The sequence below is a fragment of the Rhodococcus qingshengii JCM 15477 genome (genome assembly GCF_023221595.1).
GTDB classification, from domain to species: domain Bacteria; phylum Actinomycetota; class Actinomycetes; order Mycobacteriales; family Mycobacteriaceae; genus Rhodococcus_F; species Rhodococcus_F qingshengii.
Map to the genome: position 1 here is coordinate 2803383 of NZ_CP096563.1, position 21290 is coordinate 2824672.

General features: G+C 62.8%; 24 protein-coding genes. 16 read left to right on the forward strand and 8 right to left on the reverse strand.

From position 1 onward, the window contains the following. Positions 1–139 precede the first annotated feature (139 nt). Both pspA and pspM read left to right on the forward strand, forming a co-directional pair. Complete coding sequence (gene pspA, locus M0639_RS12895; RefSeq protein ID WP_003942098.1) at positions 140–952, forward strand: phage shock protein PspA; 813 nt, start codon at positions 140–142, stop codon at positions 950–952. A 31-nt stretch (positions 953–983) separates the two neighbouring features. Next, the gene (gene pspM, locus M0639_RS12900; protein WP_231915021.1) at positions 984–1829 is read left to right on the forward strand and encodes a phage shock envelope stress response protein PspM; all 846 of its coding nucleotides are present in this window, start codon (positions 984–986) and stop codon (positions 1827–1829) included. Between the two features lie 38 nt (positions 1830–1867). On the opposite strand, the gene M0639_RS12905 is transcribed toward pspM, so the two are convergent. Genes M0639_RS12905 through M0639_RS12915 form a run of 3 tightly spaced genes read right to left on the reverse strand, consistent with a single transcriptional unit; the run spans position 1868 to position 3753 of the window. Then, complete coding sequence (locus M0639_RS12905) at positions 1868–2473, reverse strand: energy-coupling factor transporter transmembrane component T family protein (protein ID WP_064075602.1); 606 nt, start codon at positions 2471–2473, stop codon at positions 1868–1870. After that, the gene (locus M0639_RS12910; RefSeq protein WP_007735161.1) at positions 2470–3150 is read right to left on the reverse strand and encodes an energy-coupling factor ABC transporter ATP-binding protein; all 681 of its coding nucleotides are present in this window, start codon (positions 3148–3150) and stop codon (positions 2470–2472) included. The genes M0639_RS12905 and M0639_RS12910 overlap by 4 nt, the downstream gene beginning before the upstream one ends. A gap of 6 nt (positions 3151–3156) precedes the next feature. Further along, a complete protein-coding gene (locus M0639_RS12915; RefSeq protein WP_007735162.1) occupies positions 3157–3753 on the reverse strand; it encodes a biotin transporter BioY in 597 nt (198 codons plus the stop codon). Positions 3754–3978: 225 nt separating this feature from the next. Here M0639_RS12915 and M0639_RS12920 point away from each other — a divergent pair, with 225 nt between their 5' ends. The 8 genes from M0639_RS12920 to recX all read left to right on the forward strand — a co-directional run bounded on the left by M0639_RS12920 (position 3979) and on the right by recX (position 10469). Further along, positions 3979–4167: a hypothetical protein gene (locus M0639_RS12920; RefSeq protein ID WP_020907519.1), complete on the forward strand. Its 189-nt coding sequence runs from the start codon at positions 3979–3981 to the stop codon at positions 4165–4167. Between the two features lie 17 nt (positions 4168–4184). Beyond that, positions 4185–4898, forward strand: a complete 714-nt coding sequence (locus M0639_RS12925; RefSeq protein WP_042450681.1) for a PIG-L deacetylase family protein — start codon at positions 4185–4187, stop codon at positions 4896–4898. Positions 4899–4971: 73 nt separating this feature from the next. Then, entirely contained in the window at positions 4972–5610 is a 639-nt protein-coding gene (locus tag M0639_RS12930) for a TetR/AcrR family transcriptional regulator (protein WP_003942216.1), read from the forward strand. Positions 5611–5612: 2 nt separating this feature from the next. Beyond that, positions 5613–7148 carry a glycerol-3-phosphate dehydrogenase/oxidase gene (locus M0639_RS12935; RefSeq protein WP_064075601.1) on the forward strand — a complete coding sequence of 512 codons (1536 nt, stop codon included), beginning with the start codon at positions 5613–5615 and terminating at the stop codon, positions 7146–7148. Between the two features lie 12 nt (positions 7149–7160). After that, positions 7161–8324, forward strand: a complete 1164-nt coding sequence (locus M0639_RS12940; RefSeq protein WP_042450679.1) for a glycosyltransferase — start codon at positions 7161–7163, stop codon at positions 8322–8324. A gap of 52 nt (positions 8325–8376) precedes the next feature. Then, positions 8377–8571: a DUF3046 domain-containing protein gene (locus M0639_RS12945; protein ID WP_003942185.1), complete on the forward strand. Its 195-nt coding sequence runs from the start codon at positions 8377–8379 to the stop codon at positions 8569–8571. 273 nt (positions 8572–8844) lie between these two features. Then, positions 8845–9882 (forward strand): recombinase RecA, encoded by a 1038-nt coding sequence (recA, locus tag M0639_RS12950; protein WP_007735170.1) that lies wholly within the window; start codon positions 8845–8847, stop codon positions 9880–9882. A gap of 8 nt (positions 9883–9890) precedes the next feature. Then, a complete protein-coding gene (gene recX / locus M0639_RS12955) occupies positions 9891–10469 on the forward strand; it encodes a recombination regulator RecX (protein ID WP_054825713.1) in 579 nt (192 codons plus the stop codon). Positions 10470–10584: 115 nt separating this feature from the next. Here the strand turns inward: recX and M0639_RS12960 are convergent, their stop codons facing one another. The 4 genes from M0639_RS12960 to gluA all read right to left on the reverse strand — a co-directional run bounded on the left by M0639_RS12960 (position 10585) and on the right by gluA (position 13940). Continuing rightward, on the reverse strand, positions 10585–11481 hold the full coding sequence (locus M0639_RS12960; RefSeq protein WP_007735172.1) for an amino acid ABC transporter permease: 897 nt from the start codon (positions 11479–11481) through the stop codon (positions 10585–10587). Then, positions 11478–12158 (reverse strand): amino acid ABC transporter permease, encoded by a 681-nt coding sequence (locus M0639_RS12965; RefSeq protein ID WP_003942105.1) that lies wholly within the window; start codon positions 12156–12158, stop codon positions 11478–11480. The genes M0639_RS12960 and M0639_RS12965 overlap by 4 nt, the downstream gene beginning before the upstream one ends. 98 nt (positions 12159–12256) lie before the next feature. Beyond that, positions 12257–13087: a glutamate ABC transporter substrate-binding protein gene (locus M0639_RS12970; RefSeq protein ID WP_003942146.1), complete on the reverse strand. Its 831-nt coding sequence runs from the start codon at positions 13085–13087 to the stop codon at positions 12257–12259. 124 nt (positions 13088–13211) lie between these two features. Further along, positions 13212–13940 (reverse strand): glutamate ABC transporter ATP-binding protein GluA, encoded by a 729-nt coding sequence (gene gluA / locus M0639_RS12975; RefSeq protein ID WP_007735175.1) that lies wholly within the window; start codon positions 13938–13940, stop codon positions 13212–13214. A gap of 231 nt (positions 13941–14171) precedes the next feature. On the opposite strand from gluA, the gene miaB reads away from it, so the two are divergent. Both miaB and M0639_RS12985 read left to right on the forward strand, forming a co-directional pair. After that, the gene (gene miaB / locus M0639_RS12980; RefSeq protein WP_047271495.1) at positions 14172–15719 is read left to right on the forward strand and encodes a tRNA (N6-isopentenyl adenosine(37)-C2)-methylthiotransferase MiaB; all 1548 of its coding nucleotides are present in this window, start codon (positions 14172–14174) and stop codon (positions 15717–15719) included. Beyond that, positions 15716–16306, forward strand: coding sequence for an Rv2732c family membrane protein (locus M0639_RS12985; RefSeq protein ID WP_003942155.1), 591 nt, complete (start codon positions 15716–15718; stop codon positions 16304–16306). The genes miaB and M0639_RS12985 overlap by 4 nt, the downstream gene beginning before the upstream one ends. Positions 16307–16400: 94 nt before the next feature. Here M0639_RS12985 and M0639_RS12990 read toward each other — a convergent pair whose 3' ends face one another. Beyond that, a complete protein-coding gene (locus M0639_RS12990) occupies positions 16401–17786 on the reverse strand; it encodes a DUF349 domain-containing protein (protein ID WP_003942193.1) in 1386 nt (461 codons plus the stop codon). Positions 17787–17925: 139 nt separating this feature from the next. Between M0639_RS12990 and M0639_RS12995 the strand changes: the two genes are divergently transcribed. The 4 genes from M0639_RS12995 (at position 17926) to dapF (ending at position 21268) form a co-directional block, all read left to right on the forward strand. Beyond that, positions 17926–18687 (forward strand): class III extradiol dioxygenase subunit B-like domain-containing protein, encoded by a 762-nt coding sequence (locus tag M0639_RS12995; RefSeq protein WP_064075600.1) that lies wholly within the window; start codon positions 17926–17928, stop codon positions 18685–18687. After that, entirely contained in the window at positions 18675–19610 is a 936-nt protein-coding gene (miaA, locus tag M0639_RS13000) for a tRNA (adenosine(37)-N6)-dimethylallyltransferase MiaA (RefSeq protein WP_007735177.1), read from the forward strand. Before M0639_RS12995 ends, miaA begins: the two co-directional genes overlap by 13 nt. 84 nt (positions 19611–19694) lie before the next feature. Next, a complete protein-coding gene (locus M0639_RS13005) occupies positions 19695–20366 on the forward strand; it encodes a class F sortase (protein WP_064075599.1) in 672 nt (223 codons plus the stop codon). A 32-nt stretch (positions 20367–20398) separates the two neighbouring features. Further along, entirely contained in the window at positions 20399–21268 is an 870-nt protein-coding gene (gene dapF / locus M0639_RS13010) for a diaminopimelate epimerase (RefSeq protein WP_054188586.1), read from the forward strand. Positions 21269–21290: the final 22 nt, after the last annotated feature.

A 21290-nucleotide genomic window follows, 5' to 3' on the forward strand; every position in this document is an offset into this window, starting at 1 on the left:
CGATAGATTTTGTACGTAACCGCCGGTTTCCAGCAGGTGGGGTCAGAGCAGATAGGGCGCAGCCCTTGTTTCGGTGCGCGACGGTCGCGCTCCGGGTCGCGTTCGGCGCGGCGCATCAGATGGAGGCAGGATCAAACCAATGGCTAATCCTTTCGTCAAGGGCTGGAAGTACCTGATGGCGCTCTTCAATTCGAAGATCGATGAGAAGGCAGATCCAAAGGTTCAGATTCAGCAGGCGATCGAGGACGCACAGCGCCAGCATCAGGCGTTGTCCCAGCAGGCTGCGTCGGTGATCGGTAATCAGCGTCAACTCGAGATGAAGCTCAGCCGTCAACTCGACGAGGTCGAAAAGCTCAACGCCAACGCGCGCCAGGCCGTCAACCTCGCCGATCAGGCCGCTGCTGCCGGCGACAACGACAAGGCGATCCAGTACACCAACGCTGCCGAAGCTTTTGCGGCCCAGTTGGTGACGGCCGAGCAGGGCGTCGAAGATCTGAAGGCACTGCACGACCAGTCCTTGCAGGCCGCCGCTCAGGCCAAGAAGGCTGTCGAGCAGAACGCGATGACTCTGCAGGCAAAGGTTGCCGAGCGCACCAAGCTGCTCAGCCAGCTGGAGCAGGCCAAGATGCAGGAGCGCGTGAGCGAGTCCCTTCGGTCCATGGACAGCACGCTGTCGGCTCCCGGCAACACACCCAGCCTCGATGCTGTGCGCGACAAGATCGAGCGGCGTTACGCCGACGCACTCGGCTCTGCCGAACTCGCTCAGAACTCCGTTCAGGGCCGCATGATGGAGGTCCAGCAGGCCTCGGTCCAGATGGCGGGGCACAGTCGCCTCGAGCAGATTCGTGCTTCCATGAAGGGCGAGGCACTGCCTTCCGGCGGCGCAGCAGCCACTCCTGCGACTCCGTCCGTCGAGAAGCAGCCCCCGGCTGCCGGTCAGACCGGGCAGTAGCCGAATCCTCGATGTCGGCAGTGATGCTCTGATGTTTTCTTCACGAGACGGTCGATCTGGGCGCGAGCCCCGGTCGGCCGTTCCCGTTTCCGTATCCGGCGCCTTCGGAGCGTTGGGACGCACCGCGGACACATTGCGGGAGGTCGGACTGTCTGCGGCGGATGCCGCTCGGCGGTGGCAGGACCCGCGCGCCAAATTCGAGCGCAAACGTGCCCGTGCACGTCGACGCGCTCAGCGTTGGGGTTTCATGTCCGGCGGATCAGTGGTCGGCACGGCCGGCCTTGCGGTTGCGTCGGCCCCCGAGTGGTCGGTGGTCGTGGCAGGCGGGGGAGCGGCACTGTTCGCGGTTCCCGCCGTCATTGCGGTCGGTCGTTACCGTTCGATGAGTTCCGGCCCACCGCCGTCGGCGCCGATTCGCCGGCGCTTGCCACCGTCGTCGTCTCGCGCGTTCATCCCGATGTCTCGCCTCATCGGCGCCGAGACTTCGTTGTTCGAGATCTTGAGTGTGCTCAGGCGCGCCGACACCATCGACCCCAATGAGTTGGACGAAATCACTGTTACCGCCGATTCGGCATTGAGAGCGATGTTCGCGGTGTCTTTGGATGTCGTCGCGATGGAACGCGCCGTGGCCGCTACACCCAAGGTGACCGAACCTCTTGATCCCACCATCGACGGCGCAGTTCGTGAGTTGCAGTCGGGGTTGGATCAGTACGAGGATCTGGTGACCTCCGCAGCTGCATTGACAGCGCCTCACAGCCCTTCGGCGCTGGTGGGATTCAACCGAGAACTCTCGGCGCTGCACGCGGCCGCCGAGCGACTCTCGGCGCTTGCCGACGCCATCGGTGAGGTGGACGACATCACCCGCAAGTACAACTGATCGGTCCTCGCGCCTGATCGATGCACCTGTTCGAAATCTCAGTCGTCGGCGCCGCGGGCCGCCAATGCTTCACCCATTGCGTCCGCGGTCATCAGGGTGCCGACGATGACCGGAACTGCGAAGGATCGCAGCGAGAATCCGAGCCCTCGCGCCTTGCGTGCCTCGGACACCTGTGTGATGACCTCGAACATCAGCGGGATGCACCGGATCGTCATTGCGAGGAGCAAAGCGATCCGTTCGGGATTGACGCCGAAGCGTCGCAAGGGTGTCAGGAACCGGGTGATCGCGTCGAGCATCTCGGAGATCCGGGTGGTCAGACCCATGATCGCCGCGAAGGCGATCGAGATGATCAGAACCCCGCACACGACGGCCGCTCGCTGCCATCCCGCGACTATCAGCTGGAACGCCCCGATGAAGAGCAACATCCACAGCGCCGGACGCAGCTGCCGGATCGCAGTCATCGGAGGAATGCGCGCAATCGCGTACAGGGCCACAACGACGATCGTGGGAGCTGCCAGTTGCCACGGCTCGCGCACGAAGATCGAGACGGCGAGGATGGCCACGACCAAGGCGAGGAGCTTGATCCCCGTCGGCATCCGGTGCAGGAGCGATGTGCCCGGCCGGTAGACGCCGAGAGTGGTCACGAGACCAACGACCGGTAGTGATCGATCGAGTCGGCGGGGGAGCCGTCAGCGACGACGCGGCCTTGGTCGACGACCAACACCCGTTCGAATGATTCGAGGAGGTCGAGTTGGTGGGTCACGACGATCAGTTGTTGATCGAGTGACTCGAACACCGAGCTGATGAGTCGCGAGTTGCGAAGGTCGAGGAGCGTGGTGGGTTCGTCGGCGACGAGTACGTTCGGTTCCGTCACCATGATGGCCGCGAGCGCGAGGAGCTGTTTCTGCCCGCCCGAAAGCTGGTGGGTGGGATGGTCGGCGTGCCCGGCGAGGCCGTAGCGTTCGAGCACCGAGGCCACCTTTGCGGCGCGCTCGGCTTTGCCCAATCCGCTACGGCGGAGCGAGAATTCGATGTCCTCGGCAACCGTCGGCATCACGATCTGGTGGTTGGGATCGGTGAAGACGAATCCGACCTGCTTGCGTACGTCGCGGCCTTTCTTCGCCGTGTCCAAGCCGTTGACGTGGACGTGTCCTTCCGTCGGAACGACCAGTCCGTTGATCATGCGAGCGAGGGTCGACTTGCCGCTTCCGTTCGCACCCACGATTCCGATTCGCTGTTCGCTCAGTCGCAGATCTATCTGCTGAAGGACCGTTCGTTCACCGAAGCTGTGTCCGACGTTCTCGAAGACGATCTCACTCATCGGAGATTAATTCGCCACCACGGTCTTGTTCGACGAGATCACCGAGTCGCGCAGTAGTGCCGGGTATGCCCGGTGAACCTGGGACGCGACCAACGCGGTGACGACCGCTTTTGCGGCGTCGAGCGGGATGAAGGCGGCGTTGGCTGACCATGCGGCAACGAAGCTCATGTGTCCGCGGACCATCATTCCTACGATGCCGAACGCGTAGAGAACGACGACGCCGCCGAGAAGGTTGATGCCGATGCCCGCGATGATCCGGTACTTGGGCAGCATCTTGGCGGTCAGCCATCCGATGACAAACGCCGTCGGGATCCAACCGATGAGGAATCCGGCTGTCGGGCTCGAGAGAGACACGAGTGCGGTGCGGCCGCCGGCAAGGACCGGTAGACCGACCAATCCCAGAGCAATGACCGTCAGGACGGCGAGAACACCCTTGCGCGGTCCGAGTAGAGCGCCGGCCATCATGACGCCCATGGACTGAAGGGTGATCGGCACGCCGGAAATGCCGATGTTGATCGACCCGGGTAGGCCCAGCGCGATGATGAGTGCGGCGAAGACGGCTACATGCGCGAGATCGCGAGCGGGGAAACGGGTCGTAGACACTGCGGACGTGCTCCTTCGGCATACGGGATCGAACTTCGCGAGTTTACGCCAGGAGCAAGCTCCCATGGGTTGGACACCTGACCTGCGTGAGGGCCGGTCTCGGGGTGAACCCTGATCTTTACCTGAACTTGCCGCTGAGCTGCTGCTTTGTCACGCCAGACCTGTCAGGCTGGTTCTACGGACGACGCAGCACCTGTCCGATTCGACTGATTATTCAACGGCACGTTGGAGGTAAGCATGTTTTGGAAGATCGTTTTGGCCGTCGTACTGGTGTGGGTCGCACTCGCGGTGGTCGGTGCCCTGATCAAGGGGCTTTTCTGGGTTCTGGTGGTCGGCGCTGTCGGCTTCGGAATCTACTTCCTGGTGAAGGCGATGTCGGGAAGTGACGACAATTCGCCCGCTTCGCGGTTCTGAAGGGCAAGATCTGCCCTATGGAAAACTTCCCCGAGGACTGGCAGCGCGCGATTGTCATCGTGGCGCATCCCGATGACATCGAATACGGCGCAGCCGCAGCAGTGGCGCAGTGGACCGATCGCGGCAAAGACGTGCGATATGTCCTGGCCACGCGCGGCGAGGCCGGAATCGCCGGTCTGTCGCCCGAAGAGTCCGGCCCGATCCGCGAGGAAGAAGAGCGTCGCTCGGCCGCGATCGTCGGTGTCGGTGAGGTGGAGTTCCTCGGCCTGCCCGACGGTCGTCTCGTGGAAGGCTTGGAGTTGCGCTCGACTCTCGCCGCAGCAATTCGCCGCCACCGTCCGGAATTGGTGGTGACGATGAACTTCTCCCACACCTGGGGCCCCGGCTATCTGAACAGCGCAGATCACCGTGCACTCGGGATCAGCGTCCTCGACGCAACTGCCGACGCAGCAAACGAATGGATCTTTCCCTCATTGACGGCGCAGGGACTGGCGCCGTGGCCCGGTGTTCGATGGGTTGCGGTCAATACGATGACTCCCACACACTGCGTCGACGTGACGTCGACGGTCGATCGCGCCGTGGATTCGCTCGCGGAACATGCGCGATATCTGGCGGCGCTGAGTTCCACGCCGATCCGGGAACAGGCGCGTGCACAGATCGACATGGTCAGCGGACCGAAGCCTGGTTTCGACGCCGAGCGAGCAGTTGGTTTCGAGTTGTACTATTTCTGATGATCTCTGAGCGAGAGAAATCGCAAGTCCCGACGGGATTACCGGTGACTTGTCCGGTATTGTGTTACACACGATGGTAATCCGTAACGCAGATGACTCAATTGCCCCTCGCAAGGCAGATGGTCAGCGCATCCCCAGCCGCGAGATCGACGACGTGATTCTCGACGCAGCAAGGTCGTGTGTCCTCGATTTCGGAATGCAGCGAACCACACTTGCCGAGATCTCGCGTCGCGCCGGCGTGAGCCGACCGACGGTCTACCGGCGATGGCCGGACACGCGAGCTGTCGTCGCGGACCTGCTCACCCGGGAGATCCGATCGGTGCTGCCCGAGGTGACCTTCAACGGGTCTGCCGGCACGTTGCTCGTGGAGGCGATCGGTGACGTCGTCGGCCAGATTCGCGACCATCCGCTCTTCGTGAAAATTCGGCAAGCCGATCAAGAATTGCTGACGACCTACATCGTGGACCGGCTCGGCGCGAGCCAGAAGTCGATTCTCGAGCTGATCACGTCCGTTGTCGCGGCCGGCCAACAGGATGGTTCGATTCGCGAGGGAAGCGTCAACGAGATCGCGGCGATGGTTCTACTGATGGCTCAGTCCGTCGTCATTTCTGCGCCGACTCTCGAGCCGGAGCTTTCCTCCGATGCGTCGGTCGAGCAACTTCGATATGCGGTCGCTGCTTATCTGGCACCCGTCAAGAATTCGGGAGAATAGCTGTGAGCCCCCTAGATTCAGCAGGCAGCGATTCAGCGCTCAACGCACAACGGCGTACTCGTGAACTCGAGCAGTTGGCGAACGGCGATTCGGTCGACGTCCTGGTGATCGGCGGCGGAATCACCGGTGTCGGTGTCGCTCTCGACGCCGTGACTCGTGGGCTCAGTGTTGCGCTGGTCGAAAAGCACGACCTCGCGTTCGGCACCAGCCGCTGGAGTTCGAAACTCGCACACGGCGGCCTTCGGTACCTGGCTTCCGGCAATGTCGGTATTGCGCGTGAAAGTGCGGTCGAGCGCGGCATTCTCATGACGCGCACCGCGCCGCACCTCGTTCGCGCCATGCCTCAACTCGTACCGCTGTTGCCCGAAACGTCGTTCTTCGGGAAGGCCCTGGTGCGTACCGGTTTCCTGGCCGGTGACGCTCTGCGCATGTCGGCGCGAACCCCGGCTTCGGTGCTGCCCAGATCACGGACGGTCAGCGCTGCGCGGGCGCGCGAATTGGCTCCCGCGGTCAAGCAGGAGAACCTACGAGGCGCCTTGACCGCGTTCGACGGGCAGCTCATCGACGACGCCCGCCTCGTCGTCGGTATCGCCCGAACCGCAGCGTCGCACGGCGCGCGAATCCTGACCCGCGTCGGTGCATACGACGTATCCGGAACGTCGGCCACCTTGCGCGACGAGTTGACCGGATCCGAGTTCTTGATGCGTGCCCGCGTCGTGGTCAATGCGACCGGTGTCTGGGCTGATCAGGTCGACTCCAGCATCACCCTGCGCCCCAGCCGCGGGACGCACCTGGTGCTCGATGCAGCGCGATTGGGGAACCCCACGGCAGCGCTGACCGTGCCGATTCCCGGCGAGACCAACCGTTTCGTCTTCGCCCTGCCCGCCCAGCTCGGCCGGATCTACCTCGGGTTGACCGACGAAGCAGCTCCGGGACCGGTGCCAGACGTCCCGACGGCGTCCGAGGACGAGATCGACTTCCTGCTCGACACCGTGAACACGGCGTTGGAAGTTCCGCTGACCCGGGGGGACGTCTTGGGGACCTTCGCGGGTCTGCGTCCGCTGCTGGACACCGGTGAAGGCTCGACGGCCGACCTCTCGCGCAATCACGCTGTAGTCCGTTCGGACTCGGGCTTGGTCACGGTGGTAGGCGGAAAACTCACGACGTACCGCAAGATGGCCGAAGACGCCGTCGACGGTGCGGTCGAGGTCGGGTCGCTGAGCGCCGGGGCATGTCGGACACGCGCGTTGCCGCTGGTAGGCGCTGCATCACCGGCGGAATTGAAGAAGATCAAGGCACCCGCGTCATTGGTGGCGCGATACGGCACCGAGGCCGAGGTCGTTGCCGCGGCGAGCGGCGATCGTCTCCGGTCGGTTGCGGACTTGGAGATCTGCGGTGCCGAGTTCGATTTCGCGGTGTCGCATGAAGGCGCCCTCGACGTCGACGACGTCCTCGATCGCAGGACGAGAATCGGATTGGTGGCTTCGGATCGCGAACGCGCACTGGGTGCGGCGGAACAGGCCTTTCACTCGGTGTGACACTCTGATCCGGTGCGTGTAGCCGTTGTTGCCGGGCCGGACCCGGGTCATGCTTTTCCCGCAATAGCGTTGTCGCTGGCGTTGATCCAGGCCGGCGACGAACCGATCCTGTACACGGGGACCCGGTGGGTCGAGGCAGCGCGAGCAGCCGGCGTGGAAGCCGAGCCGCTCAAGGGCTTGGCCCCGCGGCCGGGAGACGACGATCTTGATGCAGGTGCTCGGATTCATTCGCGCGCCGCCTATATTTCCACCGAACTGCTTCCCGACCTGAAGTCCGTCTCCCCGGATCTCGTCGTTTCCGACATCCTCACTGCCGGAGGCGGATTGGCCGCCGAAAGACTTGGCATCCCCTGGGTGGAACTCTCGCCTCACCCGCTGTACTCACCTTCACGGGGGTTGCCGCCGATCGGCAGTGGGCTCGCGCCCGGCGTCGGAATTCGTGGTCGACTCCGCGATACCCTGATGCGCGCAGCGACGGGACGTTCGATCAAGCAAGGGTTGGCCCAGCGATCCCAGGCCCGTGTCGGTGTCGGACTGCCCGCTCTGGATCCCGGTCCGCAAGCGCGGCTGATCGCAACACTTCCGGCACTCGAAGTGCCCCGCCCCGACTGGCCGGAGCGCGCTCACGTCGTCGGACCGCTTCTGTGGGAGCCGACCGAGGTGATTCTGGATCCACCGCCAGGTGACGAACCGCTGGTTATGGTGGCGCCCTCCACGGCGCACACCGGCGCAGTGGGAATGTTCGAGGGCACGGTCGAAGGACTCGGCGGAGCCGGTGTGCGGCTGATCGCGTCGATGCTCGACGGAGCCGAAGGCGAGCATCCCGATTGGGTTCGTGCAGGTCTCGGACGCCAGGACGCGATGCTGCGTGACGCGTCGGTGTTGGTGTGCGGCGGCGGGCACGGCATGTTGGCGAAGGCCTTGCTGGCCGGCGTGCCGACGGTCGTCGTTCCCGGGGGCGGGGACCAGTGGGAGTTGGCCAATCGCGCTGCGCGGGCAGGGACGTCGGTGATCGTGCGGCCCGCAGATGCTCAGTCGATTCGCGATGCCGTACTGCAGGTGCTCTCCGACAAACGATTCGCGGAAGCTGCGAGAGCGGCTGCCGCGACTGCGTCGCAGGTCACCGATCCGGTGGCGGTGTGCCGACAGGTGGTCAACGGTGGTGTGACGGCGTGAGCACGTTGCGCCTGAATGCAGGTGCACCGCTCTGTGGACTACGGTGGCGGCTGTGCGGTTGACCGAATTTCATGAAATGGTGCGCGAAGAGTTCGGGCAGGTACGAGGCGACTCGATGCTGATCGACCATGTACTCCAGAGTCTCGACGGAATGACTGCCGCGGAGGCCGTCGAAGCAGGCTGGGAGCCTCGCGAGGTGTGGCGTGCGCTCTGTGTGGAGTTCGACGTACCACCCGCCCGCCGCTGATTCTTCGGCGTGTCGAACGTCTCCCATCTTCTGTTCGAACACGTGTTCGTCTATGCTGAAGCTGTTCGGTGGTGACGCTCCTTTCGTAACTGCGAACTTTCGGTTATCGACAAAGCACAGTGATCGACAAGCGCTAAAGCAAGATCGAAAAGTCTGTCGGTGGCCGGATCTACTCTGATCGCAACACACCAACAGGGTCGGCTCAGGCAGGCGCTGAAGAGACGGAGTCTGCTCAGGCAGGCACTGAAGACTGAAACAAGGATGGGGATCACGATGGCACCACAGGCACCTGATCGGGACAAGGCACTCGACCTCGCGTTGGCGCAGATCGACAAGAACTTCGGCAAGGGTTCGGTGATGCGCCTGGGTGAGGGTGTCCGCCAGCCCATCGCCGTCATTCCCACCGGTTCCATCGCGCTCGACGTCGCGCTGGGTATCGGCGGACTGCCGCGTGGCCGCGTCATCGAGATCTACGGCCCGGAGTCCTCGGGTAAGACCACCGTGGCACTGCACGCAGTTGCCAATGCTCAGGCCAACGGCGGCATCGCGGCGTTCATCGACGCGGAGCACGCACTCGATCCCGACTATGCAGCCAAGCTGGGCGTCGATACCGATGCACTCCTGGTCTCGCAGCCGGACACGGGTGAGCAGGCCCTCGAAATCACCGACATGCTGATCCGTTCAGGCGCCCTCGACATCGTCGTGATCGACTCCGTGGCCGCTCTTGTTCCTCGCGCCGAGATCGAAGGCGAGATGGGTGACAGCCACGTCGGTTTGCAGGCTCGACTGATGAGCCAGGCGCTGCGCAAGATCACCGGTGCCATGAACAACTCGGGCACCACCGTCATCTTCATCAACCAGCTTCGCGAGAAGATCGGTGTGATGTTCGGTTCTCCCGAAACCACCACCGGTGGTAAGGCACTGAAGTTCTACGCTTCGGTCCGCCTCGACATCCGTCGTATCGAAACTCTCAAGGACGGTACCGACGCAGTGGGTAACCGCACTCGCGTCAAGGTCGTCAAGAACAAGGTCGCGCCGCCGTTCAAGCAGGCCGAGTTCGACATTCTCTACGGCCAGGGCATCAGCAAGGAAGGCTCGCTCATCGACATGGGTGTCGAGCACGGGTTCATCCGCAAGTCCGGCTCCTGGTACACCTACGAAGGTGACCAGTTGGGTCAGGGCAAGGAAAATGCTCGTAAGTTCTTGCTGGAGAACACCGATATCCGTGACGAGATCGAGAAGAAGATCAAGGAAAAGCTCGGTATCGGTGCTGACGTCACTGCAACCGACGAAGCTCCCGCCGACTTCTGAGTTCAGTCATGAGCTTCGACGACGGTGACAACGGCGAGAATGCTCGTGAAGAGTACGGCGCTCCTCGGCGTCGATCCCGTCAACGATCCGAGAAGCCGTCGCAACGCGCAGAAGGTGGGACGGAGGCGCAGGCCAAAGATGCTTGCCTACGCCTCCTGACCGACCGGGCGCGCAGTCGTTCCGAGCTGGAAACAAAGCTGAGCGGGCGTGGCTTCGAGCCCGAGATCATTGCCAAGGTCCTCGATCGACTCCAAGAAATCGGGTTGATCGACGACGCGGACTTCGCGAACCAATGGGTTCATTCGCGGCATACGTACTCGGGCAAGGGAAAGCGTGCGCTTGCAGTCGAGTTGCGGCTCAAAGGAATCGACCAGGACACCGCTTCCGAAGCGTTGTCACAGATCGATCCGGAAGATGAACGCGAGCGAGCAGCGGAGCTGGTTCGGCGGAAGCTGAAGAACAAGCCCGTCGATGATCGCGACAAGGTCACGCGTCGACTGGTCTCGATGCTGGCACGCAAGGGATATTCAGCGGGGATGTCCTACGAGGTGGTCAAAGCCGAGATGGCGGCGGTCACCGACTCGTAGCGAAGTGCAGCATTCAGAACAAAAGGGCGGGGGTACCACCGAAATTCGGTGGTACCCCCGCCCTGTTGTGTATTCGCGCTAACGCGGCTGGATTCGACTCACGGCTCCATCTGATTCACGGCTTGGTCAGGTCCATACCCGGAACCGAAACAGCTGGGTCGGCGGACGGAGCCGCGATGGGGCCCTTGCCCTTTCGCTTCCCGGACCGCAGGCGCTTCTCCACCTTGGTTGCCAGGAAGGTCAGAGCCGAGTTGAGAGCGATCATGATCGCTGCGACCACGATGAGCGCCGGCAGGAAGTTTCCGTAGAAGGTGCCGAGCTGTTGGGCCTGACGCACCAGCTCGACATACCCGATCAGGTAGCCGAGGGCGGAGTCCTTCAACGCCACGACCATCTGTGAAATCAGTGCCGGGAGCATGGCGGTAACCGCTTGGGGGAGCAGGATTGTCACCATGATCTGCGTCTTGCGCATGCCTAGTGCCTTGGCGGCCTCACTTTGCCCTCGTGGGAGTGAGTTGATTCCGGCGCGGACGATCTCGGCGATCACTGACCCGTTGTACAGGGTCAAGCCCACGACGACTGCGGCGAGTGCGAGGTACTTGGACTTGAAGACTTCGTATTCGGCGAACACCTGATACGAGAAGATCATCAGAATCAGAACCGGTACTGCTCGGAACAATTCGACGATGACGCCGCAGATCTTCCGAATGATGTTGTGCTCGGAGAGTCGGCCGATACCCAGGGCAGAACCGAGGATGAGCGCGAAGACGATGGACATCGCAGCCGCGATCAGCGTCCCTCGGATGCCGGGTATCAGATACGTTGTCCACGAGGTGGATTCGAGGAACGGATCCCACTTCGCTGCTGTCAGCTGGCCCTTTTCGTCGAGTGCGCGGTAGATGACGTAACCGATTGCGACCATGAGTGCGGCGACGACAAGGGATGCGAATCGGTAGAGATTTCGCGCTCTCGGACCTGGCGCGTCGTAGAGGACTGTTGCGCGGTTGCTCATCGTGAAACCTCGAATCGCTTGCTCAGCTTGCCGAAGATCAAGCCCATGGGAAGTGTCAGGATCACGAAACCGACAGCGAAGATTCCACCGACGACGAAGATCGCCGCTTCGTTTTCGATCATCTTCTTCATCAGCGCTGACGCTTCGGATACGCCGATCACCGCGGCGATGGTCGAGTTCTTGGTCAGTGCGATCAGCACGCTACCCAGCGGTGCTGTGACCGCGCGAAATGCCTGAGGCAGGACGATCAGCCGAAGATTTTGTGCAAACGACAGACCGAGTGATCGGCCCGCTTCGGCCTGGCCGACCGGAACGGTATTGATTCCCGATCGAAGTGACTCACACACGAACGCGGCGGTGTAGACACTGAGGCCGAGGACGGCGAGTCGGAAGTTGTTGTCCACCAGAAATGTCGGCGAATCCGACTTGGCGAGGTTGACTCCGAGCGTCTGCGAAAGACCGAACAGACAGAACAACAGAATCAGTGTGAGGGGGGTATTGCGGAACACGGTCACGTACGCGGCGCCCAGGAATCGGGCGACCGGGACCGGTGACACGCGCATCGCCGCGATCAGCACACCGATGATGACAGCGCCGATCGCGGAGAAAAATGTCAGCTGGATCGTGGTCCAGAAGGCTTCCAGAAGCTGGTCGCCGTACTTGCTCAGAAGGTTCACTTGCCGTCTCCCCAGATCACGGGATCTCCGTTGGTGGCGTCACGCGCTGCGGCTCCCGAAGTGGGAGCCGCAGCGAGATTGACGGTGAAAAAAGCAGGTCAGTAACGATCAACGGTGGGCGGCGCCGGGATGGGGTAGCCCGAAGCGCCAACGGTGTTGTTGAAGGCTTCTTCCCATGCGCCGGTGGAGATCATCTTCTCGATGGCGTCGTTGATCTTGCCGCGGGTCTCGGAATCGTCCTTGGCCAGGCCGACGCCGTAGTTTTCCGTTGTGAACGGTTCTCCGACGACCTTCAACTGGCCGGGGTACTGTGCGGCAAAACCAGCGAGGATGATGTCATCGGTGGTGACTGCGTCGACAGCGCCGTTGCGCAGTGCTTCGACACAAGCAGAGTAGGTGTCGAACTCCTGAAGTTGGACGTCAGGTACGGAGTCCTTGACCTTCTGAGCCGGAGTGGAGCCAGTCACCGAGCAGAGCTTCTTGCCGCCGCTGAGAGAATCGCGACCGGTGATGTCGGTGTTGTCGGAGCGAACGAGCAGCGATTGGCCGGCGATGAAGTACGGACCGGCAAAGCCGACCTTTTCCTTGCGTGCGTCGGTGATCGAGTAGGTGGCCACAATGTAGTCGACCTCGCCGTTCTGGATCAGGGTCTCGCGTTGGGCTGACGGTGATTCCTTGAAGGTGATTCCTTCGGGCTTCACGCCGAGTTCGTTCGCGATGTACCGGGCTACCTCGACGTCGAAGCCGGAGAACGTCCCGTCCGGATTGCGCTGACCGAGGCCGGGCTGATCGAACTTGATACCGACGGTGAGCGTTCCGTCGGCAGCACTCTGCGATGCGCTCTTTTCTTCTCCTCCACCACAAGCCGTGGCAGCGAACGCGATAGCCATGATTCCGATTCCGAAACGGACGGAGCGATTGATCTTCATGAAGATCCTCTCAGTTGTCGACATGCAAACGGTGCAGTCGAGATGAACGGTGCAGCCGAGGTGAACGGTGCAGTCGAGCAAGTTGTCTTGTGGACGAGGACAGGACTGTCGGAGGGGACTGTGATCAGTGAGTGAGGATCTTGCCGAGGAAGTCCTTGGCCCGATCCGACTTGGGATGGGTGAAGAACTCTTCGGGCGTGGTGTCTTCGACGACCTGGCCGTCAGCCATGAACAGCACACGATCGCCGGCTTTGCGGGCGAATCCCATCTCGTGCGTGACCACGAGCATGGTCATGCCTTCCTTGGCGAGGGAAGTCATGACGTCGAGGACCTCGTTGACCATCTCGGGGTCGAGAGCGGAGGTGGGCTCGTCGAACAACATCACCTTCGGCTGCATCGCAAGAGCGCGAGCAATCGCGACACGCTGTTGCTGACCGCCGGAAAGCTGCGCCGGGTACTTGTCGGCCTGATTGGCGATACCGACGCGCTCGAGCAATGCCTGCGCCGTCTTCTTGGCTTCGTCCTTCTTCGCCTTGCGAACCTTCATCGGTGCGAGCATGACGTTCTCGAGGATCGTCTTGTGTGCGAACAGGTTGAAGGACTGAAAGACCATCCCGACGTCGGCACGAAGTGCGGCAAGTGCTTTGCCCTCCTCGGGGAGCGTCTTGCCGTCGACGGCAATGGTGCCCGAGTCGATGGGTTCCAGGCGATTGATGGTGCGGCACAGAGTCGACTTACCGGAGCCCGACGGACCAAGGACGATCACCACTTGGCCCTTGGGTACCTCGAGATTGACCTCTTGCAGGACGTGAAGTTCCCCGAAGTGTTTGTTCACCGAGGTCATCGAAATCATGGATGTGGAATCGCCGGAGGTGGTCGGCGTCGTCGCATCGTCGGCTTGGGTCATAAACGAGAACCTTAGGCGTAGTTTGCGTCGACGCCCGTGATTTCGCCATGGTTCTTGCCATATGTAATGGAAATTTTACTGTGACGACGTTTATGTCGCGTTTCGGCTGTTTATCAGGGCGTTATTACACGTCGTAGTGGACGTGAGCTAGGCTGAAGCGTGTCACTGATCGACGAAATGTCCCCTGCACTTCCGGAGCCGACTGCAGTTCCGGAGCCGACTGCGAAGTCTGTTCGCACCTACGAGGTGCGGACGTACGGCTGTCAGATGAACGTCCACGATTCCGAGCGACTGTCCGGTCTGCTCGAGGACGCCGGGTATTCGAAGGCGGAGACCGGAACCGATCCTGATCTTGTCGTCTTCAATACGTGTGCGGTCCGCGAGAACGCGGACAACAAGTTGTACGGCAACCTCAGCCAGCTCGCCCCGAACAAGGAGGCGAACCCCGACATGCAGATCGCGGTCGGCGGGTGCCTGGCGCAGAAGGATCGCGACACCGTCGTCAAGAAGGCGCCGTTCGTCGATGTCGTCTTCGGCACTCACAACATCGGCTCGCTGCCCGCGCTGCTCGATCGTGCGCGTCACAATCAGCGCGCCGAGGTCGAAATCCTCGACGCACTCGAGGCGTTTCCGTCGACACTGCCAGCCAAACGCGAATCTGCTTATGCAGGTTGGGTTTCCATCTCGGTGGGCTGCAACAACACGTGTACGTTCTGCATCGTTCCGGCCCTGCGTGGCAAGGAAGTGGATCGACGTCCCGGCGACATTCTGGCCGAGGTGCAGGCACTCGTCGACGAGGGTGTCTCGGAAGTAACCCTGCTCGGACAGAACGTCAATGCCTACGGCGTGTCGTTCGCCGATCCGGAACAACCGCGCGATCGCGGAGCCTTCGCCTCCCTCTTGAAGGCATGTGGACACATCGACGGCCTCGAACGGGTGAGGTTCACATCGCCGCACCCGGCAGAATTCACCGACGACGTCATCGAAGCGATGGCAACCACTCCCAACGTCTGCCCGCAGCTGCACATGCCGTTGCAGTCCGGTTCGGACAAGGTTCTCAAAGCGATGAAGCGCTCGTACCGCAAGTCGAAGTACCTCGGGATCATCGAGAAGGTGCGCGCCGCAATGCCGCACGCCGCCATCACCACGGACATCATCGTCGGGTTCCCGGGGGAGACGGAGGAGGATTTCGAGGAGACGCTGGACGTCGTGCGTAAGGCGCGATTCTCCAACGCCTACACCTTCCAGTACTCCAAGCGCCCGGGCACGCCGGCGGCGGAGATGGCAGATCAGCTTCCCAAAGAGGTTGTCCAGGAACGCTACATGCGATTGCTCGCCGTTCAGGAAGAAGTGAACATCGAGGAGAATCGCAAGCTCGTCGGCACCGAGGTCGAACTCTTGGTGGCAGCGGGGGAGGGTCGGAAGAACGCGGCGACTCAACGTCTCAGTGGTCGCGCGCGAGACGGTCGCCTGGTGCATTTCCGCCCCGAGGGAAACCTGGACGGCACAATCCGACCCGGTGACGTGGTGACGGTCGTCGTCACCCACGGAGCCCCTCATCACCTCGTGGCAGATGACGGAGTGCTCACGCACCGTCGGACCCGCGCCGGTGATTCGTTCGAAAAGGGCATCACACCCAAGACCCCGCCCATCGGCGTAGGTCTCGGACTACCGAAGATCGGTGCCCCGGCCCCACAACCCGTCCAGATGGGATGCAACGCATGACCTCGCAACACGAGAACACGACACCACAGCCGGGCGACGACGCCTTCGAGGGCTACCGCAAGGATCTCGACGACGCGGAACGCAAGGTCGCGGGAGAAATCGATCCGGGTGTGCGCGCCATGGTTGTCGCGGTTGCGGTGCTCGTGCTGGTCGGCACCCTTGCCCTGCCCCATGCGGGAGTTGCGAACGGCTGGGATGTGCTCGCGTACAACCAGGACGCGGAAACCGAACGGATTGCACTGTTCTCACGCTTGTTCGTGTGGTTCGTCGTCATCTTCGGCATCGGATTCTCGATGCTCGCGCTGGTCACGCGGCGTTGGAGTCTGGCCTGGGTCGCACTCGCCGGCAGTGCCGTGGCGAGCGCTCTCGGCATGATGGCCGTCTGGTCGCGTCAGACCATTCCCGCCGGTTTCAATGTGGCAGGACCGTCGATCGGGCTGATCATCGGATGGTTTGCCGTCGTGTTCTTGACGTTCCATTGGCTCAAGGTGGTCTGGACACGAACCAACATTCAGCTCGCCGCCGAGGAGCAACGCCGGATTGCTGCGGCCGAAGCCGAGAAGCATCAGGAATGGAACGTCGGCTGACACAGCAGGCCGTCCGTCCAAAGCACAAGACAACGCCGGCTGACTCCTTTCGGAGTCAGCCGGCGTTTTTGTTGTCTTTACAGCTCGTCGTCGATTACTCGTTGACGGCGCTTTCGGCAGCTTCGGCCCACTCACGCCACTGCTTGGCCTGAGCGAGAGCCTTCTCGGCGTCCTTCGTCTTGCCGGCAGCCTGAGCCTTGGCGGCCTGCTCCTCGAACTGGCTCACCCGCTCCTTGAACTGCGCGACCCGGGCAAGTGCTTCCGGATCGGTGCGACGCCACTCCGCGTCGACCGCGTCGCGCACCTTGGTTTCGATGGCCCGGAGCTTCGCTTCGAGTTCCTGCATTCGGTCGCGCGGCACCTTGCCGATCGCGTCCCACTTCTCCTGCAGGTCGCGAAGCGCTGCGCGGGCGTTCTCGAGTCCGTGCGCCGGATCGATGTTCGCATTGGCAGCGAGCAGCTCCTCTTTTGCAACCGCGTTCTGCTCGAATTCGGCATCGCGCTCGGATGCAGCAGCGTTGCGCGCGGCGAAGAACACATCCTGAGCGCCCTTGAAGCGCTTCCACAGGTTGTCGTCGGCCTCGCGCGGTGCGCGGCCGGCAGCCTTCCACTCGCTGAGCAGATCGCGGAATTCCCCGGCGGTCTGTCCCCATTCAGTGGAGGTCGACAGCTTCTCGGCGCGCTCGACCAGTTCTTCCTTCGTCGAACGGGCGCTCGCACGATCCCGGTCGAGTTCGGCGAAGTGGGCTCCACGTCGTCGGTTGAAGGACTCACGAGCCTTCGAGTAACGCTTCCACAGTGCGTCGTCGACCTTGCGGTCGATTCCGCGAATCGTCTTCCACTCGTCGAGAATCTCGCGCAGTCGATCACCCGCGGTCTTCCACTGGGTCGACTCCGAGCCGATCTGCTCGGCCTCGACTGCGAGGGCCTCCTTGCGGGCGGTGCTTGCCGCGCGCGACTGTTCCTTCTCTTCCTTCGCGTGCGCTGCGGCCTCGTCGGAACCGGCAACGATCACGTCGAGTCGGCGAGCCAAAGCGTCGAGGTCACCGATCACTGCAGCGGTCGAGAGGGATTCGGACAGAGCGATGGCGGCAGCCTTGGTCTTCTTGGCGTCTCCGGCGCCCGACGTCAGTCGCGCCTCGAGTAGCGAGACCTCGGTCGCGAGGTCGTCGTAGCGACGACCGAAATGGGCGAGGCCCTCGGTGGCGTCGCCGGCCTGCCACGAACCGATCTGACGTTCACCGTCAGCGGTCTTCACCCAGGCGGTTCCGTCTTCCTCGACGCGTCCGAACTTGCTCGGGTCGCTGGCCGGTGCGGCGGTGACGGCATGCGAGGCTGCTGGTCCGGGGCGAGGTGCTCCGGGGCGGGGCGCACCGGGGCGTGGTCCACCAGGTTTGGGAGCGCCGGGTTTGGGTGCTGCCGGGCTCGGGCTGGCCGAACTGCTGTCGGCGCCGGTGGTGGGTTCACTGTTCTCGGTCATCGGTCCTCGTCTCTGCCGCGCGTCACGGCTGCCTGATCGCATTCCTGGTTCCATTGAACCCGGTACTCACGTTCTCCGACTATTGAATCAGGTAAGAGGGTGTGAGGTCGCCACCTCGGGGTCGACTAGCGTGGCAACTGTGTTGACTTCCGCTGTTCTCGTCCCCTCGGCGCCGTTACTCGTGCCGGAATTGTCCGGTGATTCGGCCGAGTCCGCTCAGGTGCGTGCTGCAGCGACAACCGCCGTGAGCCGGCTCGCTCACGAGGCGGTGCACTGGGTGGGCGTCGGTGTCGGCCCCGAGAATGCAGAACCCGAGAAAGCAGCAGGCGAACTCTGGCGATCGGGCGTCGGACGTGGGCAGATCGGTACGTTCGCTGGATTCGGCGCCGATGTCCGGACGTCACTGGACGCGGATGCGGCAGGCGAACCGGTGCCATCTCTCGAACTGTGCGCCCTTGTTGCCGGCTGGTTGCGTGGCCGAACAGACGTGGAGATAACCATCGACATGCACGTCGTCAGTGCAAAGGCGTCGGCGAATGAATGTCGTGAATTCGGGCAGCAGCTGCGCAAGCAACTCGACAGCGACAACCGACCGCAAGGGCTTCTGATCGTTGCTGACGGTGCGTCCACGCTGACGGCAAAGGCGCCAGGAAGCTTCGACGAGCGCGCCGCGGGTGTGCAGTCGGCCATCGACGACGCCCTGACGGCCGGGGACCCGGAGGCGCTGCTTGCTCTCGATCCGCGGCTCTGCCGCAGTGTCGGAGCCCAGGGGCGCGCGGCGTGGCAGGTCCTGGCCGGTGTCTTTACGTGCTCGTCTCGGTCGGCCCATCCTCGCGCGACGGTCGACTACAGCGATGCGCCGTTCGGCGTCGGTTACCACGTCGGGACGTGGCGGCCGTGAACGTCCCTGAAGAACTTCGCCCGATCGCAGTTGTCGGTCCGACAGCGTCGGGAAAGTCCGATCTCGCGTTGGCACTGGCCGAGGAATTCGGCGGTGAAATCATCAACATCGACGCGATGCAGCTCTATCGCGGCATGGATATCGGGACCGCCAAACTGACACCGGCCGAGCGCCGTGGGATTCCGCATCACCTGCTCGACGTTCTCGATGTGAAGGAGACCGCCACCGTCGCGCGTTATCAAAGCGACGCGATCGCGATCGCCGAGGATCTGATCGCGGCGGGCAAGGTTCCGGTGATCGTCGGCGGATCCATGATGTACGTCCAGTCTTTGCTCGACGAATGGTCCTTTCCGGCAACCGATCCCGAGGTTCGTGCGAAGTGGGAGGCGGTGCTCGCCGAAGGAGGGGTCGGTGCGGTGCATACGGCGCTTGTTGCTGCTGATCCGGTAGCAGCGGCGTCGATACTGCCGACGGACGGTCGGCGGATGGTTCGGGCGCTCGAGGTCGTCGAGCTGACAGGTCTGCCGTTCGCGGCCTCGGCGCCGCAGATCGGTGACCCTCGATGGGGAACCCGCATTCTCGGCGTGGATCGGGATACGGAAGAACTCGACGCCCGGATTCGGTTGCGAACAGAGCTGATGTTTTCAGACGGACTTGTCGACGAAGTTGCCGTGCTCGTCGAGCAAGGATTGCGTGATGGCGTCACCGCGCCGCGAGCCATCGGCTACGCACAGGTGCTCGCACATTTCGACGGTGAATACGATCTGGCCGAAGCACTCGAACGGACGTTCATCGGGACACGGCGCTATGTTCGCCGACAACGATCATGGTTCCGTCGTGACGCACGCGTGCACTGGCTCGACGGTGCCGATCCGGAGCTGCCCAACTCCGCCTTCGCGGCGCTCGCAGATCGCGGTCTGTAACACGATCGAGCGGATCAGCTATCTTACAGTTAGCTATTTCGCGATCGATCGGTTTCGCGAGCGATGAACTGGAGGTCAACGAGCATGGCGCAGACCGCGGCGCACGCGCATCCGAAACGTCGACGCGCGGGTCGGCTACCGCTGGTTCTTCTGCTCGTCACATTTCTCACGGTCGGCGGGGTACTGATCTACTTTGCGGTGAGTGCGGCCGGGAAGCCCATCAGCGCACCTGTTCCCGAAGCGCCCTTCGATGTGGGAGCCCCAACCGATCCAGGGGCGAGTTGGGCGCCTGCGCCAACGGGTCTGCCGCCGAACACGCTCGCGATTCCCGATCTGGATGTGCGAGCCGACATCGTGACCAGTGGGTTCGGCGCCAACCGCGGAATGATCCTTCCGCATCCTGACAAGGTTTCGCATTTCACCAACGGCGTGCAGTTCGGATCTTCGGAGGGTACCAATCTTGTTGCCGGCCACGTCGACGACGGTGACCGCACGCACGGCGCCTTGTGGGCGCTGCACCAGATGAAGCCTGGAACACCGATCTATGTCAGTGACGACACCGGAACGATGTTCACCTATCACGCAGCGAGCCTGAAGTTGTACGAAAAGGTGGCTTTGCCTGCGGAGTTCTTCTCCGAATCCGGTGCGCCCAGGCTTGTCCTGGTGACCTGCGGCGGCGCAACCGTGCCCGACCCCTCGTTGCCGTCTGGATTCACGTACGAACAGAACGTCGTGGTCACCGCGTCACCTGCGTAAGTCGCTCGGTAGGTCCGGATAGGATGGCGACCATGGATTTCAGTAAGGGCCACGGCACGCAGAACGACTTCGTTGTTCTCCCTGACCTCGACGTTCGGATCGATCTCGAGTCGGCGCGAGTTTCAGCGTTGTGTGATCGTCAGCGTGGCCTCGGCGCCGACGGCATCCTTCGTGTCGCCCGGGCAGGCGCACTTGCGGACGCGGGCGTGCTCGGTGCGCTGCCCGACGGCGTCGCTGCCGAAGACTGGTTCATGGACTACCGCAACAGCGACGGCTCCATCGCCGAGATGTGCGGAAACGGCGTTCGGGTATTCGCCCACTATCTCAAGGCCTCGGGCTTGGAGAGCAAGGACGAGTTCGTGGTCGGCAGCCGCGCCGGAGCGCGTCCGGTCGTGGTGCACGGCTACGACGCCACACATGGTGACGTGACTGTGGCGATGGGCCCGATCAAGGACCTCGGCACCAGTTCGGCAACAATCGACGGCCGCGTCTTCGCCGGCGTCGGCATCGACGTCGGTAATCCGCATTTGGCGTGTGTCGACGAGCACGTGACGGCAGAAGTTTTGAGTGCGCTCGATTTGAGTGTTTCTCCGGGCTTCGATCCCGGGTTCTTCCCGCACGGGGTCAACATCGAGATCGTGACGCCGATCCACGACGGTGGGGTCCACATGCGCGTACACGAGCGTGGTGTGGGCGAGACTCGTTCCTGCGGAACCGGAACGGTCGCAGCGGCGGCCGCGGCGCTGAGGTACGACGGCCGCGATGAAGGCTCGGTACTGGTGCGCGTGCTCGGTGGCGAGGTGCAGGTCACCGTCGAAGGCGGCAAAGGGTCGTTGCGGGGGCCCTCGGTTCTGGTGGCGAACGGGACGATCAGCGATGCCTGGTGGCAATCGCTCGTGTGATATCGCCCGCGGGAAATACGCC